The sequence below is a fragment of the Ralstonia sp. Ralssp110 genome (genome assembly GCF_047325135.1).
Taxonomy (GTDB): Bacteria; Pseudomonadota; Gammaproteobacteria; order Burkholderiales; family Burkholderiaceae; genus Ralstonia; species Ralstonia mojiangensis.
The window spans coordinates 304,642-326,628 of record NZ_CP168609.1; the positions used below are offsets into that span (position 1 = coordinate 304,642).

Below are 21,987 nucleotides of genomic sequence, written 5' to 3' on the forward strand. Positions count from 1 at the left end.
GCTTGACGCCCGACCACCGTATCGCCATGAACTCGCTTCACCCAGCACGTCGTCCCAAATGCATCGCCACGGTGTGCCTGTCCGGCACGCTGCCTGAAAAGCTGGAGGCTGCCGCCGCCGCAGGCTTTGACGGTGTCGAGATCTTCGAGAACGATTTGCTGAATTTCGATGGATCGCCGGCGCGCGTGCGGCAAATGGCGGCAGACCTAGGGCTGGCGATCATGCTGTATCAGCCGTTCCGCGATTTCGAAGCCATGCCGCGAGAGTTGTTCGCGCGAAACCTGGCGCGGGCCGAGCGCAAGTTTGACGTGATGGCCGAGCTGGGCGTCGAGATGGTACTCGTCTGCAGCAACGTGCAGGACATCGCTATCGACGATCCGGCGCTCGCGGCAGACGATCTGCGCCAGATGGCAGAAGCGGCGGCACGGCGCGGGCTGCGCGTAGGGTATGAGGCACTGGCCTGGGCGCGGCATACGCGGACCTGGCGGCAGGCGTGGCAGATCGTGCGACAGGCTGACCACCCGGCGTTGGGGCTGATTCTCGACAGCTTCCACACGCTCTCGCTGGGCGATTCGCTGGATGGCCTCCACGATGTGCCGGCGGACAAGCTCTTCTTTGTGCAATTTGCAGACGCCCCGAAATTGTCGATGGACGTACTGTCCTGGAGCCGGCATCACCGTAACTTCCCGGGGCAGGGTGACCTTGCTGTGACGGAGTTTGCGCGCGACCTGCTTGCTGCGGGCTATACCGGGCCGTTGTCGCTTGAGGTCTTCAATGACGAATTCCGCTCTGCGCCCGCACGACTAACGGCGCTGGACGGCATGCGTTCGCTGCGCTGGCTGGAGTCCGAAGCTGGCGGTGCGGAACTGCCGGCGCCAGCGCAATTTGGAGGCGTGGATTTCCTGGAGTTTGCCGTGGATGCTGCGGCAGGGCGGGAACTTGAAACGCGCCTGCGTGCGCTGGGTTTCATCCTTGCGGGGCACCATCGCTCCAAGGCGGTTGACCTGTATCGGCAGGGCGGCGTCAACGTGATCTTGAATATGGAGCAGGACAGCGCAGCGTCGGAACACTTCCAGTTGCACGGGCCGTCTGTCTGCGCGATCGGCCTGAAAGTAGACGATGCCGAGCGCGCCATGGCACGCGCACGTGAGTTATGCGCCCAGGAATGGCGCGGGCCCGTGGGGCCGACTGAGCGCAGCATTCCCGCGCTGCGCGCGCCCGATGGCACGCTGCTCTATCTGATCGACGATCGTGAGGCCGATCGCAGCATCTACGAAAGCGATTTTGTCTTGCATCCAGGCGTGCAAGACGATGCAGCCGGGTGGGCATCGATCGACCACGTTGCGCAGGCGCTGCCCGCGCACAGGCTCGACAGCTTCGTGCTGTTCTACCGGGCCATCTTCGGCATGCACGCCGAAGCCGTACAGGAGATTGCCGACCCGTACGGCCTCGTGAAAAGCCGGGCGATGGTGAGTCCGGACCGCAACGTGCGGATTCCACTCAACGTATCGGAAAGCGGGCGCACGGCCACGGGCAGGTTCATCACCGCCTACGCGGGCTCGGGGGTGCATCACATCGCATTCCGTACTGAGCGACTGTTCGAGACCATCGAGGCCATCGACCGTGGCGCGGCCCGCCTGCAGCACGTTCCCGAGAACTATTACGACGACGTTGCCGCCCGACTTGGGCTGGATGACGCATTGCTCAACCGCCTGCACGACGATGGTCTTCTCTACGACCGCGACCCGCACGGCGATTTTCTGCACGCCTACACCGAACCCTTTCGCGAGCGCTTCTTCTTCGAGCTTGTCCAGCGCAACGGCTACCTCGGCTACGGCGCAGCAAATGCTGCCGTGCGCATGGCTGTGCAGGCACAACTGAGCCGCGGCGCCACCACTTCGGCTGACCACTGAGACACGAGAATTTTTGCACTCACGGTTGTGCGGCCGTGGGCGCTATCTACGCAACACCACGGCTGCACGTGCGGCCGTCGCACATTCATACCCATCACACAAAGAGGAGACAAGGGAGCCATGAACAAGACAATGATTGCCGCACTGGTGCTCGGAGCCACGAGCCTGCCAGCGGCAGCGCAAACCGCCGGCGGCGTCACGCTCTACGGGCTGATCGACACCACCATCCGCTACAGCACGCACGAAAACGCAGCGGGCAACAGCAATCTGCAGATGATGGACGGTGTGCTGACCGGCAGCCGATGGGGACTGCGCGGCACGGAAGATCTGGGCGGTGGCACCAAGGCCATGTTCATCCTGGAATCGGGCTTCTTCCCCGATACCGGCGGCAGCCAGCAGGGCGGGCGCCTGTTCGGACGCACCGCGGTGGTCGGCCTGGAAGGCGACTACGGCAAGCTTTACCTCGGTCGGCAATACACGCTGGCGCACGAGGTCTTGTCTTCGTACGAGGCGATGGCGTTTGCCAACAACTCCATCGTTGGCTATCAGGGCGGCAACTACACCGGCCTGCGCTACGACAACACGGTCAAATACATCAAGTCGTTCGGCGGGCTGCAGCTTGCGGGCGCCTGGACCTTTGGCGAGGCTGCGGGCAGCTTCAGCAAGAGTTCGGCCGGCGCCGGCTCGATCGTCTACAGCATGGGCTCGGCTGAAGTGGGCGCGGTGTACCAGGTCACGCGCGATGTGTCATCGGCGTTCTTCGGCGCGGTGCCGGCGGCGCTCGCCAGCAAGCAGACGGTCTGGGGTTTTGGCGGCAAGCTCGATACCTCGATCGCGACGTGGTACCTGGGCTATACGAACAGCCGCCTCGACGTGGCCGACTACAAGAACCAGGCCGCCTATGTGGGCGCGAAGGTACCGATCTCCGGCGCACTGAGTTTCATCGGCACCGTGCAGTACGACTGGATGAAGCACCTCGATGCCAGCGGCAAGCGCCTGACCACCGCCGGTATGCTCGACTACGCCCTCAGCAAGCGCACTGACGTCTACGCCGAAGTTGATTACACCCGCCTGCAAGGCGCCTGGATTGCACTGAACAGCGCGGCCACGTTCAACAACTCGGGCAACACGTATGGCAACAACTCGCGCCTGGGCGTCATGCTGGGCGTGCGGCACAAGTTCTGATCGCTGGGATCGTTCTCACAATGAAAAAAGCCCGCCGGGACACTGGCGGGCTTTTTTCATGCTGCGATCAATGCACCGGGCAATCTCGCGCGATCACGTCGCCCACCATCGCGGCGGTGGCGCCGGAAAGCGTCCAGCCCAGGTGCCCATGGCCGGTGTTGTAGAACACGCGCCCATGCCGCCCGCGGCCGACGCGCGGCATCATGTCCGGCATCATCGGACGCAAGCCGGCCCACGGCACCACGCGCGACGTACCAATCGCGAAGTTGCGGCGCGTCCAGGCCACCAGGGGCTCGATGCGATCCGCACGGATATCACGGTTGTAACCGTTGAACTCCGCCGTGCCGGCCACGCGGAAGCGGCCGGTGCCAAGTCGGCTGGTCACAATCTTCGCGCTCTCATCGAGCAGGCTGACCCATGGCGCGCCTTGCACGCTGGCTTCGTCGTCCAGGTGCACCGTGATGGAATACCCCTTGACCGGATACACGTTGATGCGATCGCCAACCATTTGTGCGATATGCCGGCTGCCCACGCCCGCGCAGACGACCATCGCGTCGGCGGCAAGGTCCTGCACGACGTTCGCCTCGCTGGTGGAAAGGCGGTCATCCAGCGTGGTTTGCAGCAGGAGACGAACGCCGTGCTCTGTGGTTTGCACATCGCGCACGTCCACGCCGTGCATGAAGCGCACGCCGCGCTTTTCGCAGGCCTGCGCGAGGCCGCGCGTGAACTTGTGGATGTCGCCGGTGGCGTCGGACTCGGTGAAATAACCGCCGTAGTAGTTGCCCCGCAGTGTGGGCTCGATGGCGGCAATGTCTTCCGGGCTCACGGCGTGGCGCTCAAGCCCCCCGGCGATGAGCAGGGCGTTGGCCTTGCCTGCGGCCGCAAAGCTCGCCTTGTCGTGATAGACGTGCAGAATGCCGCGCTTCTGCAGGTCGAAATCGATCTGCTCCCGTTCGGCCATCGCAAACAGATGCTTGCGGGCCTCGATGGCCATGCGCGTGGTTTCGATAGTGTTGCGGCGGTAGTGCGCGATGCTGGCCACGAACTCGCCGATCCACGAATACTTATGCCAGGACGGCTTGGGATTGAGCAGGAGCGGGGCGTCGTTGCGCAGCATCCATTTGATGCCCTTGAGCAGCGTGCCGGTGCTGTTCCAGACTTCAGCGTTGCTGGCGGAAAGCTGCCCGCCGTTGGCGAACGAGGTTTCCATGGCCGGATACAAGTGGCGGTCGAGCACCGTGACCTGATAGCCGAGTTGCGAGAGCGTGTAAGCAGTGGTGACGCCGGATATGCCGGCGCCGACGATGACGATGTGCGTCATGGCGGTCCCTATGGAGTGATGTCATGACCGGACGATCCGGTCGGCTCACCCCATCTGTCTTGGGACCTGAGAGCTTGGGCGCCAGCAGTGGTGGCGCCTTCCCCTTCGGTGGGCGCACGCGTGCGCCTCTCTCCAGATTCGCAGTCGACGCCACAGTCCTTTTGCCTGAGAGTTTCCGGGGTGGTTGCTCCATCGGCGCCGGGCGTTGCGCGTGTGTGCGTTGAGCCCGGTCTCTCCTGCGGCGTGTTGCAACTGTCGTTGGTGCGTCAGCCGCGCCTGCGTGCTGCCGGTGTGGGCAGCGGGAGGGAGTGTGTCACGGGTCGTGGCGTTCGGCAAGTCGGGCTGTACCGGGGGCAACGGACGGCGTGTCGTCCTTCAGGTCCACGCCACTGCGGCCGAGCGCCAGTGCGCCTTTGAGCAAGAACACCAGCCGGTTCGCTGCCTGGTCATAGGTCAGGCCCGCCGGCCGCACATTGGAAATGCAATTGCGCTCTGCATCCGAGCGGCCAACGCGCGGCGCGTAGGTCAGGTAAATGCCTAGGCTGTCAGGCGAACTCAACCCCGGCCGCTCACCGATCAGCATTACGACCTGTCGTGCGCGAAGCAACGCACCGATCTCATCCCCCAGCGCAACCCGGGATTGCTCGGCGATGGCGACCGGCCCGATCGACCAGCCGGCCGGCAGACGCTCACGCACGCTGCATAGCAGCGGCACGGCATGGCTTTGCACGGCCAATGCGGAGAGCCCATCGGCAATCACGAAGACAACGTCGAATGGCTCCGCTGGCCGCAGCGCGCCGAGTTCTGCGCGGCTGGCTTCGTCAAGCCGGCGGCCGAGATCGGGGCGGCGCAGATACTGGGCCCGATCGGCCGCCGCGCTGTGCACCGCCAGGGCCGTGAAGCCCGCCTGCCCAAGCGCGACCGCTAAAGATGCACGATTGAGCGGCAAATGCACGGCATCGCGCGCCTGGGCGTGCGCCACGCCAAACGCGAGCACGGCGTCGGTCGTCTGGCTGTTGCCGGCCCGACCCAACGCAATGCGTGCGTCGGTAAAGGCACGCAGGTGTGTCCACGAATTCGGCTGAACGAGCGTGTGTTTCGGCATGTGCGGATATCCAACGGGGTTCACAGCGCATGGGCCAACTGCAGCAGCGGCTGCCGCGCCGTGGCGTCTTGCAGGCGCCCAGCGGCGTCGACAATACCCATGCTTTGCAGCCACGCCTCAAACTCCGGCGCCGGCCGCAGGCCCAGCGTGTCGCGCAGATAGAGTGCGTCATGAAACGATGTGCTCTGGTAATTGAGCATGATGTCGTCGGCGCCCGGCACGCCCATGATGAAGTGGATGCCCGCCACGCCAAACAGGGTGAGCAGCGTATCCATGTCGTCCTGATCGGCTTCGGCGTGGTTGGTGTAGCAGACGTCGCAGCCCATCGGCAGGCCCATCAGCTTGCCGCAGAAGTGATCTTCCAATCCGGCGCGGATGATCTGCTTGCCGTCGTAGAGATACTCCGGACCGATAAAACCGACCACCGTGTTGACCAGCAACGGCGAGAACGCCCGCGCCACCGCATAGGCACGCGCCTCCATGGTTTGCTGATCGACGCCGTGATGCGCATTGGCCGACAACGCGCTGCCCTGGCCGGTCTCGAAATACATCACGTTGTTGCCGACCGTGCCGCGCGCCAGGCCCTGCGCGGCGTCATGCGCTTCTGCCAGCAAGGCAAGGCTGATGCCGAATCCCGCGTTGGCCTGCTCGCTGCCGGCCACGGACTGAAACACCAGGTCCACCGGCGCGCCCTGGTCAATGGCGCGCAGTGTGTTCGTCACGTGGGTCAGCACGCACGACTGCGTGGGAATGGCGTAGCGGTTGCGCAGTTCGTCAACCAATTGCAGCAGCGAGACGATGGCGCCGAGATTGTCGCCAGCGGGGTTGATGCCGATGGTCGCGTCGCCGCAGCCATAGAGCAGGCCATCGATGATCGATGCGGCAATACCTTTGGGGTCGTCCGTCGGGTGGTTGGGTTGCAGCCGGACCGACAACCGGCCGGGCAAGCCGATGGTGTTGCGAAAGCGTGTGACCACGCGGCACTTGCGGGCTACGGCGATCAGATCCTGATTGCGCATCAGCTTGCTGACCGCGGCAGCCATTTCGGGCGTGATACCAGGCGCGACGCTTGCCAGTGTCTGGCTGTCCGTCTCATGCAGGAGCAGCCAGTTGCGAAACTCGCCCACCGTGAGCGAGGCAATCGGCTGGAAGGCCTGCGCGTCATGCCGGTCAAGAATCAGGCGCGTGACCTCGTCGTCTTCATAAGGCACCAGCGCTTCGTTGAGAAATACCGACAGCGGCACATCCGCCAACGCCATGCGCGCGGCCATGCGTTCGCCCTCGCTGGCCGCGGCCAGACCCGCCAGATAGTCGCCCGAGCGCGCCGGGCTGGCTTTGGCCAGGAGCGTCTTGAGATCGTTGAACACATGGCGTTGCACGCCAATGGTCTGAGCGAAGTGCATGATGGGATACGCGGAAGCGTCCAATGACGGTGACGGCAATGCCTATCCTGCCACTTTAGTTGCCTTCTATGTCACGGCGGCAATGTTCTAATACGCGTTTCCCAAACGTCGATCTCGCCCGTAAATGACCGCATCCGCCACACCGTCCCGCCTGCACCAAGCGGGCTCTGCCATGGAAGTGCTTGCGGTCTTTCTCAAGCTGGGCCTCACCAGTTTCGGCGGCCCTGTCGCGCATATCGGCTACTTCCGGCGCGAGTTCGTAGAGCGCCGCCGCTGGCTGGACGACGCAACGTTCATGGACCTCGTTGGCCTATGCCAGTTTCTGCCCGGGCCTGCCAGCAGCCAGGTGGGATTCTCCGTCGGGCTGCTTCGGGCGGGATGGCGTGGCGGGTTGGCGGCATGGTGCGGCTTTACGCTGCCTTCCGTCTTGTTGCTGCTGGTCTTTGCGATGCTCGCGCCGAGCCTCGGCGGCCCGATTGGCGCGGGGCTGATCCACGGTTTGAAGCTGGTTGCCGTTGCGGTGGTGGCGCAGGCCGTGTGGGATATGGCGCGCAAGCTCTGTCCTGACTGGCAGCGCGCAGGTATCGCGCTGGTCAGCATTGCCGTGCTCAGCGCGTTGACGACCGTTTACGCGCAACTGGTCGTGATCGTGCTCGGCACCATTCTCGGGTTGGCGTTGTGCAGATCATCCCGTCCGGTGAGTAGCGGTCAGAGGGCAGAGCAGGGGGCTGCATTCCGCGTGTCCCACGTGGCGAGCATCGTCAGCCTGATGCTCTTCTGCACACTGCTGTTCGGGCTTCCTGTCGCGACGGATATCTACCCATGGATGCCCGCCAGGGTGTTCGACGCGTTCTATCGGTCAGGCGCGTTGGTATTTGGGGGCGGGCACGTCGTGCTGCCCCTGCTGGAGCAGCAGACAGTGGCGACTGGTTGGGTCGCGTCGAACGATTTTCTGGCAGGCTACGGTGCCGCGCAGGCGGTGCCCGGGCCGTTATTCACCTTCGCCGCTTTCCTCGGCTGGACGATCGCGCCGGGGCTCAATCATTGGGCCGGTGCTGCGCTTGCTACGGTGGGCATCTTTCTGCCGGGCCTGCTGCTGGTCACCGCGGCGTTGCCTTACTGGCAAGCGTTGCGCGCGCGTCCTTCCATGGCGGCGCTGTTGGCGGGTGTGAATGCCGCAGTGGTTGGATTGCTGGCATTTGCCCTTTACACGCCGGTCTGGACGAGCGCCGTGCGGTCATGGAGCGATTTTGCCGTCGCGGCGATTGCGTTTCTGCTGCTGACGCGATGGAAAACGCCACCGCTGATTGTGGTGGCGTTTTGTGCGGCGGCGGGCGTTGCCGCAGCCGTGCTGGGTTGAATCGCGCTCTCCCTACGAGCGGCAACCGGTAGCTGCGCAAAGGCAGCGGGTCATTCGTCCATGAGCCGAACCCTGACCTTCTTGCCCTTCAGCGTGCCGGCGTTGAGCTTGCGCAGCGCATCGCGCGCGATGCCGCGCTCGACCGCGACGTAGGTCGAGAATTCGGTCACGTTGATCTTGCCAATCTGGTCGCCGCGAAAGCCGGCATCGCCTGTCAGGGCACCGAGCACATCGCCGGGGCGGATCTTCTCTTTGCGTCCGCCGAGAATCTGCAGCGTTTCCATTGGCGGCAGCAGCGGAGCGTCATTGCCGGTATCAAGCTCGTCGAGCTGGTGCCATTCGACCTCGCGCCCGAGCGCCTGTTCGATGTTGCCGACACGGCCCATCTCGTCCATGCTCGCGAGGCTCAACGCCCAGCCGTTCTCGTCGGCGCGGCCCGTGCGGCCAATGCGATGCACGTGTACTTCGGGGTCGGGCGTCACGTCAACGTTGATCACCGCTTCGAGCTGTGCGATGTCGAGTCCGCGCGCGGCAACGTCGGTCGCGACGAGCACCGAGCAACTGCGGTTCGCGAACTGGATCAATACCTGATCGCGCTCACGCTGCTCGAGTTCGCCATGCAGCGCCAGCGCGTGGATGCCCTGGGCGCGCAACACGTCGAGCAGGTCACGGCATTGCTGCTTCGTGTTGCAGAAGGCGAGCGTGCTCACAGGCCGATAGTGCTTGAGCAGCAGCCCGACCGCATGCAACCGCTTGTTGTCCGTCACCTCGTAGAAGCGCTGGCGAATCTTGCTGTCGTCGTGGCGCTCTTCGAGTTTTACTTCCTTCGGATTGCGCAGAATGCGCTGACTCAGCTTCGCAATACCTTCCGGGTACGTTGCCGAGAACAGCAGCGTCTGGCGATCGGCCGGGCATTGGCGCACGACCGTCGCGATGTCATCGAAGAAGCCCATGTCGAGCATGCGGTCTGCTTCGTCAAGCACGAGCGTTTTCAGCGCGCCGAGCGCGAGATTGCCGCGCTCCAGATGGTCCATGATGCGCCCCGGCGTGCCGACGATGACATGCGCGCCATGCTCAAGGCTTGCCGCCTGCGGACGCATCGGCGTGCCGCCGCAGAGCGTCAAGACCTTCACGTTTTCTTCAGCGCGTGCCAGGCGGCGGATCTCCTGTGCCACCTGATCGGCAAGCTCGCGCGTCGGGCAGAGAACCATCGCCTGCACGTCGAAGCTGCGCGCGTCAAGCCGTGCGAGCAGGGCCAGCGCAAACGCTGCGGTTTTGCCGCTACCCGTCTTTGCCTGCGCAATCAGGTCGTGGCCAGCCAGCGCGATGGGCAGGCTTGCAGCCTGGATCGGCGTCATGTCGGTGTAGCCAAGCTGCGCCAGATTCGCGAGCACGGCCGGGGCGAGCGCTAGGGTGCTGAAGGGCGTGGCGGTCGGTTCAATGGTCATGTTGTTGCGCTGATTCACTTGGACGGCTTGCCTTCGAGTTGTTCGTAGACGACGGTGCCGTCGTCAGCCTCGAAGCGTTCGACATAGTTGCGGGCGCCGCATAGCGCACAACGGAACAGCGGCCCTTGGCCCTCGTCCTTGATGACGACATCGGACAGTTCCCACTGCGTGCCGCAGCTCTGGTTGATGCAAGTGAACACGGTTTTCTCTGAATGGATTTTTCGTTGCGTCTCGATAACGAGGCAGGTAGACCGGCGCCGCGTGTGCGCCTATGTAAATCTAGATCAATACATCAATCACAAATGGCTTTGCCGCGCCATTCCTAGAAGATTGCGCGGCCCTTTACCTGATTTGGCCCGAGAGGTGGGGATTGCATCTCGTCTCGTGGGATTGGCCTCTGCGCGATGTCGTTTTTCGGGCGACGCCCACGCCAAGCGCCCAATGCATCCTGTTGGTGCAACAGATTCGCGGGTACAACGCTGAGATCGATGCAGATATGGGGCTGATCTTGCAGATCGTCACGTTTTCCCCGCCGGACTCTAACACACCCATTTAGGCCCGTAAGTCGCGGGCCAAGGCTCTGCAACGACTGGCAGCCAACCGCAGATGTCATTTCTTTGAAATTACGTAGAGTCCGCACTCTTGTCTTGGTTTGAGGTGCGTCAAGTCCGGCCCGCAGCCGCTGGCATCTAATGGGTTGCATATCCGCAATCGTTTGACGCCCCCAACCATGCGCACCGCCCCCGTGCCGTCTTCACCAACTGCAGAGCTGATTGATCTGCCGTTTCACGCCGCTCTTGCGCGTACATCGAATTCGCTGTCGCTTGCATCAATGCAACTGGCATTGATGGATTGGGCACTGCATCTGGCTGTTTCGCCAGGCAAGTGTCTGGATCTGTTCCGCTTGGCACTGACGCAGGCTGAGCAACTCGAGGCTTACATCCGGAACTGCATGGCGTCCGGCCCGCAGGACGTGTGTCTTTGCGTCCAGCCGCCGGCCCGCGACCGTCGTTTCTCGGCTGACGAGTGGCGCCTGTGGCCGTTCAACGTATTGCACCAGTCTTTCCTGTTGACTGAACAATGGTGGGAGGCGGCCACGCGCGGCGTCTGGGGTGTCGCCAAGCATCATGAGGACGTCGTTGCCTTTGCTGCGCGTCAATGGCTCGACATGATGTCGCCGGGCAACCAACTGGCGACCAACCCGATTGTCCTGCGTCGGACGTTCGAGCAGAACGGCACCAATCTCGTGCGCGGTGCGCTCAATGCGCTCGATGATCTCGAGCGTTCCATGAGCGGCGCGCCGGCCGCCGGCACCGAACGTTTTATGGTGGGCCACGACGTGGCAATCACGCCCGGCAAGGTGGTCCTGCGCAACCGCCTGATCGAGCTGATCCAGTACGCGCCGGCCACGAGCAAGGTCCAAGCCGAGCCCATCCTGATCGTGCCGGCATGGATCATGAAGTACTACATCCTGGATCTGTCACCGCAGAACTCGCTGATCCGTTATCTGATAGAGCAGGGCCATACGGTGTTCTGCATCTCCTGGAAAAACCCCGACGAGGCTGATCGCGCCCTCGACATGGACGATTACCTCAAGCTCGGTGTCTTTGCCGCGCTCGATGCCGTCAATGCCATCGTGCCGGGCCAGCGCGTCCACGCCACCGGTTACTGCCTCGGGGGCACGTTATTGGCCATTGCCGCGGCTGCCATGGCGCGCGATGGCGATGCGCGGCTGGCATCCATGACGCTCTTTGCCGCACAGACAGACTTTTGCGAGCCGGGCGAACTCGGCCTGTTCATCGACGAGGCACAGGTCAGTCTGTTGGAAGCGCAGATGGAACAAACCGGCTATCTACGCGCCAGCCAGATGGCCGGAGCCTTCCAGATGCTGCGCTCGTACGACTTGCTGTGGTCACGTGTCGTGGGTGAATACCTGCTGGGCGACCGCGCACCGATGAACGATCTGATGGTCTGGAACGCCGATGCCACGCGCATGCCCGCGCGGATGCACAGCCAGTATCTCCGGCATCTGTTCCTGAATGACGACCTGAGCGAGGGCCGCTACCCCGTCAACGGAAAGCCGGTGGCCCTCAACGACATCGACCTGCCCATCTTCGTGGTGGGCACGTTGACTGACCACGTAGCGCCGTGGCGCTCGGTCTACAAGCTGCATCACCTGACCGAGGCGGAGCTGACGTTCGTATTGACCACCGGCGGCCACAACGCCGGCATTGTCAGCCCGCCGGCCAACTCGCATCGGCGGTTCCAGATGCAGACACGTAACGTCGGCGAGGTATCAGTGGCGCCGGATGATTGGTTGGCATCGGCACCCATTACCGACGGTTCGTGGTGGCCGGCGTGGCATGCATGGCTGATCGCGCATGCATCGGGCCCCGCACCGGTGAAGCCACCGAAGATGGGCGCCCCGGCACTGCCGCCACTGGCGGACGCGCCAGGCGCCTACGTGCTGGAGAAATAAATGCGTGTGCAGAAGCAGCTCCGGGCGTGTGGCAGCTACGCCGACACGCGTATGGCCGCCATGGTAGTCACCGTCACTGTGCTGGCACTGTCGGGTTGCATCTCGATGGCGCCGCCTTACGAGGCGCCCGCGTTGCCCGTGGCCCAGCACTACGACGCCGACGATGGCCGGGATGGCCTGTCAGCATCAGCGACCGGCTGGCAGGCGTACTTTACGGACACGCGCCTGCAGGCGTTGATCGAGCAGGCGCTGGAAAACAACCGCGACCTGCGCACTGCCGTGCTGCGTGTGGAAGAGGCGCGTGCTGCGTTTGGCATCCAGCGCGCGGAGATATTTCCGCACCTCAATGCGCAGGCCGGCGTCAGCCGCTTGAGCATTCCGGCGGACGTGAGCCCGTTCGGCATGCCGATGCGTGTCACCCAGTACCAGGTGGGGGCCGGTGTCTCCAGTTGGGAGATCGATTTCTGGGGACGCGTACGCAACCTCAACGAGGCCGCATTGGAAAGCTATGTGGCTTCCGACGCCGCACGCCGTGCGGTAGCGCTTGGGTTGATCGCGCAGGTGGCCGACAGCTATCTGGTGCTGCGTGAACTCGACGAGCGCATCGCGCTGGCGCAACAAACCGTGGATAGCCGGACCGAAACACTGCGCATCTTCTCGCGCCGCGTGGCGGTGGGCGCGACGTCAAGATTGAACCAAACGCAGGTCGAGACCCTGCTGACCCAGGCGCAGGCGCTGCTAACGCAATTGCAGCAGGCGCGCGACGCGCAGGCGCACGGCTTGGCCTTGCTTGTCGGCAAACCAATCGACCTGCCGCCGGTCTCCGAGCCACTTGACGAGCACCGCATGCTGGCCGAACTGCGCGCAGGCCTGCCTTCCGACCTGCTGACGCAGCGCCCGGACATTGCCGCCGCGGAGCACCGGCTGCGTGCTGCGCACGCCAGCATCGGCGCGGCACGGGCCGCGTTCTTTCCCCGCGTGGCGCTGACCGGCGCTTACGGCACGCTGGGTCCGGAACTGGGCAACCTGTTTGCGCCCGGCACACGCGCCTGGGTATTTGCGCCGAGTATCAGCCTCCCGCTCTTTGAAGGTGGAATGCTGCGCAGCAACCTCGACCTGGCAGAAGCCCGCCGAGACCTTGCCGTGGCTGGTTACGAGAAGACCGTGCAGAGCGCATTCCGCGACGTGTCCGACGCGCTCTCTGCACGCAAGTGGCTGGCCGACCAACTCGACATTGCGAAGGCCGCACTGGCGGCACAGACCGAACGCGCGCGGCTGTCGCAACTACGTTTCGACGCTGGAGCATCGACCTTCCTGGAGGTGCTCGACGCCCAGCGCGACCTACTGGCCGCGCAGCAGCAACTGGTGCAGGTACGCCGTGCGCTTCTCTCTAGCCGCGTTGGCCTGTATGCCGCACTGGGTGGTGGCACGCAGGCCGTCGAATCCGAATCTGATTTGCAACCTCACCTGAGCCTGACGCCGCCCCCGCGCGTATCGGGCGTATCGGGCGGAACAACACCATGACTACGACTCCCCGACAACGATGGATTGCGCTGCTGGCGGCCGCCCTGGTGATGGCTGGCGGAGCGTTCGCGTGGAAGGCTTTGCGGCAAGAGGGCCCCGGCAAGGGCTTTGCGAGCGGCAATGGCCGCATCGAGGCCACAGAAATCGACGTGGCCACCAAGCTGCCTGGCCGCGTGCAGGACATTCTGGTGGACGAGGGCGACTTCGTGACGGCCGGCCAGCCGCTTGCGCACATGCAGGTGCAGACGCTGGAAGCGCAACGTGACGAGGCCCAGGCACGGCAGCAACAAGCGGTCTCTGCCGTGGCGAGTGCGCAGGCCCAGGTGGCCGTGCGAGAAGCCGATAGGCAAGCGGCTCTCGCACAAATCGCCCTGCGTGAAAGCGACCTTGATGCCGCGCAGCGCCGGCTGGCGCGTTCGGAAACGCTGTCGCACGAAGGCGCTTCGTCAATGCAGGAGCTGGACGACGACCGCGCCCGCGTGCGCAGCGCCAAGGCCGCGCTTGTGGCTGCCCGCGCGCAAGCCGAGGCCGCGCAGGCGGCCGTGCTGGCCGCTCATACGCAGGTGGCCGGCGCCGGTTCCACCGTCAAGGCAGCAGACGCAACCGTATTGCGCATCAAGGCCGATATTGACGACAGCGCCTTGACGGCCCCGCGCGACGCCCGTGTGCAATACCGCATCGCCCAGCCCGGTGAGGTGCTGGCCGGCGGCGGGCGGCTGCTCAACCTCGTGGATCTGTCCGACGTCTACATGACCTTTTTCGTGCCGGAGACGGACGCGGGCCGCATCGCCATGGGCAGCGAGGTGCGTATCGTGCTGGACGCTGCGCCGCAATACGTGATTCCGGCGCGCGTGTCCTTTGTGGCCAGCACCGCTCAATTCACGCCCAAGACCGTGGAGACGGCCAGCGAGCGGCAGAAGCTGATGTTCCGCGTGAAGGCGCAGATCGATCGCGATCTGCTGCGTAAGCACTTGAAGCTGGTGAAGACCGGTCTGCCCGGCATGGCGTGGCTCAAGCTCGACACGCAGGCCGAATGGCCGGCCACCCTGGCGATCAAGGTTCCGCAGTGACGCGGTCTGCTGACCCATCCCCCTTGCATGAGGTGCACCCCGCGGCGCCCGTGGCGAGCCTTGCCGGCGTGAGCCTGCGCTACCGCAAGACGCTGGCGCTGGATGGCGTCACGCTCGACCTTCCCGCCGGCTGCATGGTCGGATTGATCGGTCCGGATGGCGTGGGCAAGTCCAGCCTGCTGTCATTGGTGGCCGGCGCGCGTGCCCTGCAGGACGGCGCAGTACATGTGCTGGGCAGCGACATGGCCGACCATCGCGCGCGCGCCGCGGTCGGCCCACGCATTGCTTACATGCCGCAAGGGTTGGGGCGCAATCTGTACCCCACGCTGTCGATCGAGGAGAACCTGCAGTTCTTCGGGCGCCTGTTCGGCCACGATGCAGCGGAGCGCCGCCGCCGCATTGATGCCCTCACGGCCAGCACCGGCCTGCGGGCGTTTCTCTCACGGCCTGCCGGCAAGCTGTCGGGTGGCATGAAGCAGAAGCTGGCGTTGTGCTGCGCGCTGATCCACGACCCGGACCTATTGATTCTGGACGAGCCGACCACGGGCGTCGACCCGCTCTCGCGCAGGCAGTTCTGGGACTTGATTGGCAGTATTCGCGCCACGCGCCCGGGCATGAGCGTGATCGTGGCCACCGCCTACATGGAAGAGGCCGAACGCTTCGACTGGCTGGTCGCCATGGACGCGGGGCAGGTGCTCGCCACCGGCACACCGGCTGGCCTGCGCAGCCGTGCGGGTACCGATTCCCTTGAGGCCGCCTTCATTGCACTGCTGCCGCTGACGCGCCGGCAGGGGCATCACGCCGTGGTCGTGCCGCCCCTGGTGGCCGGTGCAGAAGACGATATTGCGGTGCAAGCGAACGGCCTGACCATGCGTTTTGGTGACTTTGTCGCAGTCGACCACGTCGACTTCCGCATCCGTCGTGGAGAGATCTTCGGCTTTCTCGGTTCGAACGGCTGCGGCAAATCGACCACCATGAAGATGCTCACCGGCCTGCTGCCTGCCAGCGAGGGTCAGGCGTGGCTGTTTGGCCATCCGGTGGACCCGAAAGACATCGACACACGCCGGCGCGTGGGCTACATGTCGCAGGCGTTCTCGCTGTATGGCGAGCTGACCGTGCGTCAGAACCTCGTGCTGCATGCGCGCCTGTTCCAGGTGCCCGAAGCCGAGGTGCAGTCGCGTGCGGCTGAGATGCTGACCCGCTTCGGGCTGCAGGAGGTGTCCGACAGCCTGCCTCAGAGCTTGCCGCTGGGCATGCGGCAGCGTTTGTCGCTCGCGGTGGCGATGGTGCACAAGCCGGAGCTGCTGATTCTAGATGAGCCGACCTCGGGGGTGGACCCGGTCGCGCGCGATATGTTCTGGCGCCTGATGATCGACCTCGCACGGCGGGATCGGGTGACCATCTTCATCTCCACGCACTTCATGAACGAGGCCGAGCGATGCGACCGCATCTCGCTCATGCACGCCGGCCGGGTGCTGGTAAGTGATGCGCCCGCGGCGCTGGTGCGCGCTCGCGGCACGCAGACGCTGGAGCAGGCGTTCGTTGCCTATCTGCAGGAGGCTGCCGAAGCGTCTTCGGGCACCGGCGAGATTGCTGCGCCGCTGCCGGTGCGCGCGGCGGCGGCCAGCGCACCCGCCGGCATGCCCGCCCGCCGCCGCTTCAGTCTTGCGCGCGCATTGAGCTATTCGCAGCGCGAGGCGCTGGAGCTGCGCCGCGACCGCGTGCGGGCCACGCTGGCGCTGCTGGGCACGGCCATCCTCATGTTCATCATCGGATACGGCATCAGCCTGGACGTGGAGAACCTGACCTACGCCGTGCTGGATCGCGACCAGACTGTGCTCTCGCGCGACTACACGCTCAACCTGGCGGGCTCGCGTTATTTCATCGAAAAACCCCCAATTCGCGACTACGCTGAGTTGGATCGCCGCATGCGCAACGGCGAGTTGTCGCTGGCGATTGAAATCCCGCCTGGCTTTGCGCGCGACGTAGAACGCGGCACGGCCGTGCAGATCGGTGCCTGGGTGGACGGTGCCATGCCCACCCGCGCCGAAACCGTCCGCGGTTACGTGCAGGCCATCCACCAGCTTTGGCTTGCGGATACTGCGGTGCACCGGCTGGGGGTGCGTCTGGCGGCGCCCAGCAGCATCGAAACGCGCTATCGCTACAACCCCGACGTGAGAAGCCTGCCTGCCATGGTGCCCGCCGTGATTCCGATGCTGCTGATGATGATTCCAGCCATGCTGGCGGCGTTGTCGGTGGTGCGCGAAAAGGAGTTGGGCTCCATCATTAATTTCTACGTGACACCGGTCACTCGCGCGGAGTTCGTGCTTGGAAAGCAGTTGCCGTATATCGTGCTCGCCATGCTGAACTTCCTCTTGCTGGCGCTGCTGGCAGTGACGGTGTTCGGTGTGCCGATCAAGGGCAGCTTTGCGACGCTCGCGTTGGGGGCACTGATCTTCGTGACGTGTTCGACGGGTTTCGGGCTGTTTGCGTCCACCTTCACGCAAAGCCAGATCGCGGCCATGTTCGTCACCATGATCGGCACGATCATTCCGTGCGTGCAATTTGCAGGGCTGCTCAATCCCGTGTCGTCGCTGGAAGGAGCGGGGGCCATTATCGGGCGCGTATATCCCGCCACGCATTTCCTGACCATCAGCCGGGGCGTCTTCAGCAAGGCGCTGGACATGGGGGCGTTGGGCAGCGCCTTCTGGCCGCTCCTGGCGGCAGTGCCGGTCATCCTGGGCGCCACCTTGCTGATGCTGCGCAAGCAGGATCGATAGGAGAGCCCCGCCATGCCAAACCTTCAAGCCGATCGACGCACCGCCCGCCTGAATAACATCTTCCGCCTTGGTATCAAGGAGCTGCGAAGCCTGGCGCGCGACCCGATGATGCTGGTGCTGATCGTCTACACCTTCACCCTGTCGATCTACGTGGCGGCAACCGCCATGCCAGAGAGCCTGCACAACGCCTCGATCGCCATTGTTGATGAAGACAGCTCGCCGCTGTCGGCGCGCATTGTCTCAAGCTTCTATCCTCCGCATTTCCGCACGCCTGCGTTGATTCCGCTCACGGAGGTGGACCCAGGCATGGACAGCGGCCGCTATACGTTCGTGCTCGATATCCCGCCCAACTTCCAGCGCGATGTGCTGGCCGGACGCGCACCGTCCATCCAGCTCAACATCGACGCCACGCGGATGAGCCAGGCCTTTACCGGCAACGGCTACATCCAGCAGATCGTCTCGGGCGAGGTGAGCACCTTCCTGCAGCGCCACCGCGCCGCGCCCGCCACACCGGTCGACCTGGTGCTGCGCACGCGCTTCAACCCCAACCTGGAGCAGACGTGGTTCGGCTCGTTGATGGAGATCATCAACAACGTCACCATGCTGTCGATCATCCTGACCGGCGCCGCACTCATCCGCGAACGAGAGCACGGCACGATCGAGCACCTGCTGGTGATGCCAGTCACGCCATTCGAGATCATGGTGTCCAAGGTGTGGTCGATGGGGCTGGTGGTGGTGCTGGCCGCGCTTGTTGCACTGGTGTGCGTGGTGCAGGGCGCGCTGCATGTACCGATCGAAGGCTCGATCCTGCTGTTCATGCTGGTGGCTACGCTGCATCTGTTTGCCACGACCTCCATGGGGATCTTTCTTGCGACGGTGGCGCGGTCCATGCCGCAGTTCGGCATGCTGTTGGTCCTGGTGCTGCTGCCACTGCAGTTGCTCTCGGGCGGCACCACCCCGCGCGAAAGCATGCCCAGCGTGGTGCAGGACATCATGCTGGCCGCGCCGACCACACATTTTGTATCGGCGTCGCAAGCCATTCTTTATCGCGGTGCGGGGCTCGAGGTCGTGTGGCCGCAATGTCTGGCCATCTGCGTAATCGGCACCGTGCTGTTTGTCGCATCATTGACGCGCTTTCGCCAAACCATCAGCCAGATGGCATAAGGAGCCAACATGGATACACCCGCCAACGTGCCTCTCGCGCTCCAAAAGGCGCAGATCGCATTCGGGCTGCAGACGTTGGGTCTGCTCAAGACAACACGGCAGCACTGGTATGCACTGGGCGCCGAGCTGCTGGCACAGGACGTTGCCCGCACCGAGTCTGCGCTGGCCGATCTGCAAAGCGTCGAGGACTGGAACGCGTTTGCAGCACTGCTGCCCAACGCATTTTGGCAGGCCAGCCAGCGCACCATGGATGTGCTGCAAGGCGTGCTGCAGACGGCCATCTCGAACCAGTCGAGCTTGGTGGCGGATTACCAGCGCGTCATGCTGGAATGGCAACAGGCTTCCGTACGCGCGTTGAGCACGACCGGCAACGCCATGCCGGTCCATACAGCGCTGCAGGGCATGCTATCGGCTTGGGGCGTGCCGGGCGATGCATGGCTCCGCTCTGCAACCGAGCGCTCAAATCCTGTCCGTACGCCCGGCAAGGGCAACGGTCAGCTTCACAAAGCTTCCTGACGAACACACATGGGCCCCGATCATCTGCCTGTACCGCCGGCGTTGCTGCCGGCCGGCGATCTGAGTGTGGTGCGCAATCGCACCTTTGACGAAATTGCCATTGGCGACACGGCTGCCATTCTGCGCACGCTCACTGCCGAGGATATCCAGCTCTTCGCCGTGCTGTCGGGAGACGTCAACCCGCAGCACCTGGACCCTGAGTTTGCGGCGGCCACACGCTTTCATGGCGTGATTGCTCACGGCATGCTGGGCGGTGCGCTCATCTCCGCATTGCTCGGGACCCGCTTGCCGGGGCCGGGAACGATTTACCTTGGGCAGACGCTGCAGTTTCTCGCGCCGGTGCGCGTTGGCGACACCTTGACCATCCGCGTGACGGTGGTCAGCAAGGAGGCGGAAAGAAAGCGGATCAAGCTGGCATGCAGTTGCACAAACGACAGCGGCACGGTGGCCATCACGGGCGAGGCCGAGGTCATCGCGCCCACCGAGCGGATCGAGCGTCCGCGTACCACGCTGCCGGATGTGCGTATCACCACCGGCAGTGATGGCATCCATCGGCTGCTCGACCATGTGCGGCCTCTTGGTGCGATCCGGATGGCCGTTGTCCACCCGTGCGATGCGCTGAGCCTGTCTGCCGTGCTGGACGCGCGCGCCGAAGGCCTGATCGTGCCTTGCCTTGTCGCGCCGAAGGCCAAGCTGATGCGCGTAGCCGCCGAAGCCGGCCTTGACCTCAGTGGCATCGAGATCGAGGACGTGCCGCACAGCAGTGCCGCTGCAACCCGCGCAGTGGAGCTTGTGACGCAGGGCAGGGCAGAGGCGCTGATGAAAGGCAGCCTGCATACCGACGAGTTGATGGCGGCGGTGGTGCGCGAGGAGGCCGGGCTACGCACTAAACGTCGGATCAGCCATTGCTTCCTGATGCAGTCGCCCGCGTATCCGCGCCCGTTTATCGTGACGGATGCCGCCATCAATATCGCGCCGACCCTGGATCAAAAGGCTGACATCGTCCGCAACGCCATCGACCTGGCCCATGCAATCGGCGTTCAACGGCCTCGGGTAGCGATCCTTGCTGCGGTCGAGACGGTGAACCCGCGCATGCCTGCCACGCTCGATGCGGCCGCGCTATGCAAGATGGCGGACCGCGGCCAGATTGAGGGCGGAGTGCTGGACGGGCCACTGGCTTTCGACAATGCGGTGTCTGCCGCTGCCGCACGCATCAAAGGCATTGTTTCGGAAGTGGCAGGGCAGGCCGATGTGCTGGTGGTGCCCGATCTGGAAAGCGGCAACATGCTCGCCAAACAGTTGGAATACCTGGGTGGCGCAGCCAGCGCGGGCATTGTGCTCGGCGCCCGCGTGCCCATTGTTTTGACCAGCCGCGCCGACTCGCGCGAATCGCGCATCGCGTCGTGCGCCCTTGCCACGTTGCTGGCCCACCGCTACCGCAATCTACCGCCATGACCGATTGCATCGTCGTACTGAACTGCGGCTCGTCGAGCATCAAGTTTGCAATGTTCGATGCCACCTTGCGCCCATTGCCGCGTGTGCCCATGTGGAGCGGGAAAGTGGAGGGGATTGGCACTGATCACCCCACGGCGACGGAGGCTGGCACGCCGACACAGGCGCTAGCGCTAGACAGCGCGCAGCCGTATCACGCCGCGCTCATGCACATTCGCCGGCGTGTCGAACACAGGCTGGACGGCCGCCGCCTGATGGCCGTGGCGCATCGGGTGGTGCATGGCGGCTCCAAATATTTCGTGCCGGTACACGTGAACGCCGATGTGCTGTCCGATCTGCGCAGCTACATTCCTCTGGCGCCGCTGCATCAGCCGTTTGCGTTGGAGGCCATCGAGGCGCTGCTGTCGGACTTGCCCGATGTGCCGCAAGTCGCGTGCTTCGATACCGCATTCCACCGCACGCTGCCGCAGGTAGAGACGATGCTGCCGCTGCCGTACACGGCATGGGAGCGCGGTCTGCGTCGTTATGGCTTTCATGGGTTGTCGTACGAATACATGTCGATCGCTTTGCTGGAACGGCATGGCGACATCGCACTCGGGCGAACCATCGTCGCGCACCTGGGCAGTGGCGCCAGCCTGTGTGCAATGCACGGGCTGAAGAGCGCGGCCACAACGATGGGGTTCTCCGCCCTCGATGGCCTGATGATGGGGACGCGATGTGGCGCGCTTGATCCGGGTGCAGTGCTCTACATGATGGAAACGGAGCATCTTTCCCCCACGCAGGTTGGGCACGTGCTGTATCACGAATCGGGCCTGCTGGGGGTGTCAGGGCTGTCTTCCGACCCGCGCGACCTGATTGCGCACGAGGGTGACACCCCGCGCGCGCAAGCGGCGCTCGCGCTCTACGTGCGCCGGATCGTCCGCGAGATCGGCGCCCTGGTGGCCGTACTCGGCGGCCTGGATTTTCTGGTCTTCACGGCGGGTATTGGCGAGCACAACGCCGTACTGCGCGAGCGCATTGTGGGCGGACTTGGTTTCTTGGGCGCCAACCTTGATGACGAGGCCAACCAAGCGCACGCAGCAGTCATTTCCAGTTCAGCGAGCCGGATCCGCGTGGCAGTAGAGCCTACAAATGAGGAGTGGGTGGCAGCACGGCATGCCGTCAAGCTGTGCTCATAAGGTTTTTTGGGGAAATCGCCGAGTTCCAGGGCCCGCCGTCGTGTCGCTAGGATGCATCTATATTATTTTACATAACACAAATTATGCGA

Annotated in this window: 16 protein-coding genes and 1 riboswitch; of the genes, 11 read left to right on the forward strand and 5 right to left on the reverse strand. The window is 64.2% G+C overall.

All coding sequences use genetic code 11. The features are described from left to right. Positions 1-26: 26 nt before the first annotated feature. The gene (locus ACEN9T_RS01990; RefSeq protein ID WP_413706262.1) at positions 27-1,913 is read left to right on the forward strand and encodes a bifunctional sugar phosphate isomerase/epimerase/4-hydroxyphenylpyruvate dioxygenase family protein; all 1,887 of its coding nucleotides are present in this window, start codon (positions 27-29) and stop codon (positions 1,911-1,913) included. Between the two features lie 120 nt (positions 1,914-2,033). Beyond that, the gene (locus ACEN9T_RS01995; RefSeq protein ID WP_413706263.1) at positions 2,034-3,098 is read left to right on the forward strand and encodes a porin; all 1,065 of its coding nucleotides are present in this window, start codon (positions 2,034-2,036) and stop codon (positions 3,096-3,098) included. A gap of 67 nt (positions 3,099-3,165) precedes the next feature. On the opposite strand, the gene ACEN9T_RS02000 is transcribed toward ACEN9T_RS01995, so the two are convergent. From ACEN9T_RS02000 to ACEN9T_RS02010, 3 genes are all read right to left on the reverse strand, one after another. Continuing rightward, positions 3,166-4,419 (reverse strand): D-amino acid dehydrogenase, encoded by a 1,254-nt coding sequence (locus ACEN9T_RS02000; protein ID WP_413706264.1) that lies wholly within the window; start codon positions 4,417-4,419, stop codon positions 3,166-3,168. Positions 4,420-4,562: 143 nt separating this feature from the next. Beyond that, positions 4,563-4,668, reverse strand: a riboswitch (glycine riboswitch). Between the two features lie 64 nt (positions 4,669-4,732). Further along, the gene (eutC, locus tag ACEN9T_RS02005) at positions 4,733-5,524 is read right to left on the reverse strand and encodes an ethanolamine ammonia-lyase subunit EutC (RefSeq protein WP_413706265.1); all 792 of its coding nucleotides are present in this window, start codon (positions 5,522-5,524) and stop codon (positions 4,733-4,735) included. A 20-nt stretch (positions 5,525-5,544) separates the two neighbouring features. Further along, a complete protein-coding gene (locus ACEN9T_RS02010; RefSeq protein ID WP_413706266.1) occupies positions 5,545-6,927 on the reverse strand; it encodes an ethanolamine ammonia-lyase subunit EutB in 1,383 nt (460 codons plus the stop codon). Positions 6,928-7,051: 124 nt separating this feature from the next. On the opposite strand from ACEN9T_RS02010, the gene chrA reads away from it, so the two are divergent. After that, positions 7,052-8,287, forward strand: coding sequence for a chromate efflux transporter (gene chrA, locus ACEN9T_RS02015; protein WP_413706267.1), 1,236 nt, complete (start codon positions 7,052-7,054; stop codon positions 8,285-8,287). Between the two features lie 50 nt (positions 8,288-8,337). Here chrA and dbpA read toward each other — a convergent pair whose 3' ends face one another. Next, complete coding sequence (dbpA, locus tag ACEN9T_RS02020) at positions 8,338-9,735, reverse strand: ATP-dependent RNA helicase DbpA (protein WP_413706268.1); 1,398 nt, start codon at positions 9,733-9,735, stop codon at positions 8,338-8,340. 14 nt (positions 9,736-9,749) lie between these two features. After that, the gene (locus ACEN9T_RS02025) at positions 9,750-9,935 is read right to left on the reverse strand and encodes a hypothetical protein (protein ID WP_413706269.1); all 186 of its coding nucleotides are present in this window, start codon (positions 9,933-9,935) and stop codon (positions 9,750-9,752) included. 530 nt (positions 9,936-10,465) lie between these two features. Between ACEN9T_RS02025 and ACEN9T_RS02030 the strand changes: the two genes are divergently transcribed. From ACEN9T_RS02030 to ACEN9T_RS02065, 8 genes are read left to right on the forward strand one after another with little or no spacing between them, the layout of a single operon-like run. Next, complete coding sequence (locus tag ACEN9T_RS02030; protein ID WP_413706270.1) at positions 10,466-12,214, forward strand: PHA/PHB synthase family protein; 1,749 nt, start codon at positions 10,466-10,468, stop codon at positions 12,212-12,214. Then, entirely contained in the window at positions 12,215-13,738 is a 1,524-nt protein-coding gene (locus ACEN9T_RS02035) for an efflux transporter outer membrane subunit (protein ID WP_413706271.1), read from the forward strand. Beyond that, a complete protein-coding gene (locus tag ACEN9T_RS02040; protein ID WP_413706272.1) occupies positions 13,735-14,808 on the forward strand; it encodes an HlyD family secretion protein in 1,074 nt (357 codons plus the stop codon). Before ACEN9T_RS02035 ends, ACEN9T_RS02040 begins: the two co-directional genes overlap by 4 nt. Then, positions 14,772-17,588 (forward strand): ribosome-associated ATPase/putative transporter RbbA, encoded by a 2,817-nt coding sequence (gene rbbA / locus ACEN9T_RS02045; protein WP_413706273.1) that lies wholly within the window; start codon positions 14,772-14,774, stop codon positions 17,586-17,588. The genes ACEN9T_RS02040 and rbbA overlap by 37 nt, the downstream gene beginning before the upstream one ends. Positions 17,589-17,600: 12 nt before the next feature. Further along, on the forward strand, positions 17,601-18,752 hold the full coding sequence (locus ACEN9T_RS02050; protein ID WP_413706274.1) for an ABC transporter permease: 1,152 nt from the start codon (positions 17,601-17,603) through the stop codon (positions 18,750-18,752). 9 nt (positions 18,753-18,761) lie between these two features. Beyond that, positions 18,762-19,268, forward strand: coding sequence for a hypothetical protein (locus tag ACEN9T_RS02055; protein ID WP_092975989.1), 507 nt, complete (start codon positions 18,762-18,764; stop codon positions 19,266-19,268). A gap of 9 nt (positions 19,269-19,277) precedes the next feature. Continuing rightward, positions 19,278-20,723 (forward strand): bifunctional enoyl-CoA hydratase/phosphate acetyltransferase, encoded by a 1,446-nt coding sequence (locus ACEN9T_RS02060; protein WP_413706275.1) that lies wholly within the window; start codon positions 19,278-19,280, stop codon positions 20,721-20,723. Then, positions 20,720-21,898, forward strand: a complete 1,179-nt coding sequence (locus ACEN9T_RS02065; protein ID WP_413706276.1) for an acetate/propionate family kinase — start codon at positions 20,720-20,722, stop codon at positions 21,896-21,898. The genes ACEN9T_RS02060 and ACEN9T_RS02065 overlap by 4 nt, the downstream gene beginning before the upstream one ends. Positions 21,899-21,987 lie beyond the last annotated feature (89 nt).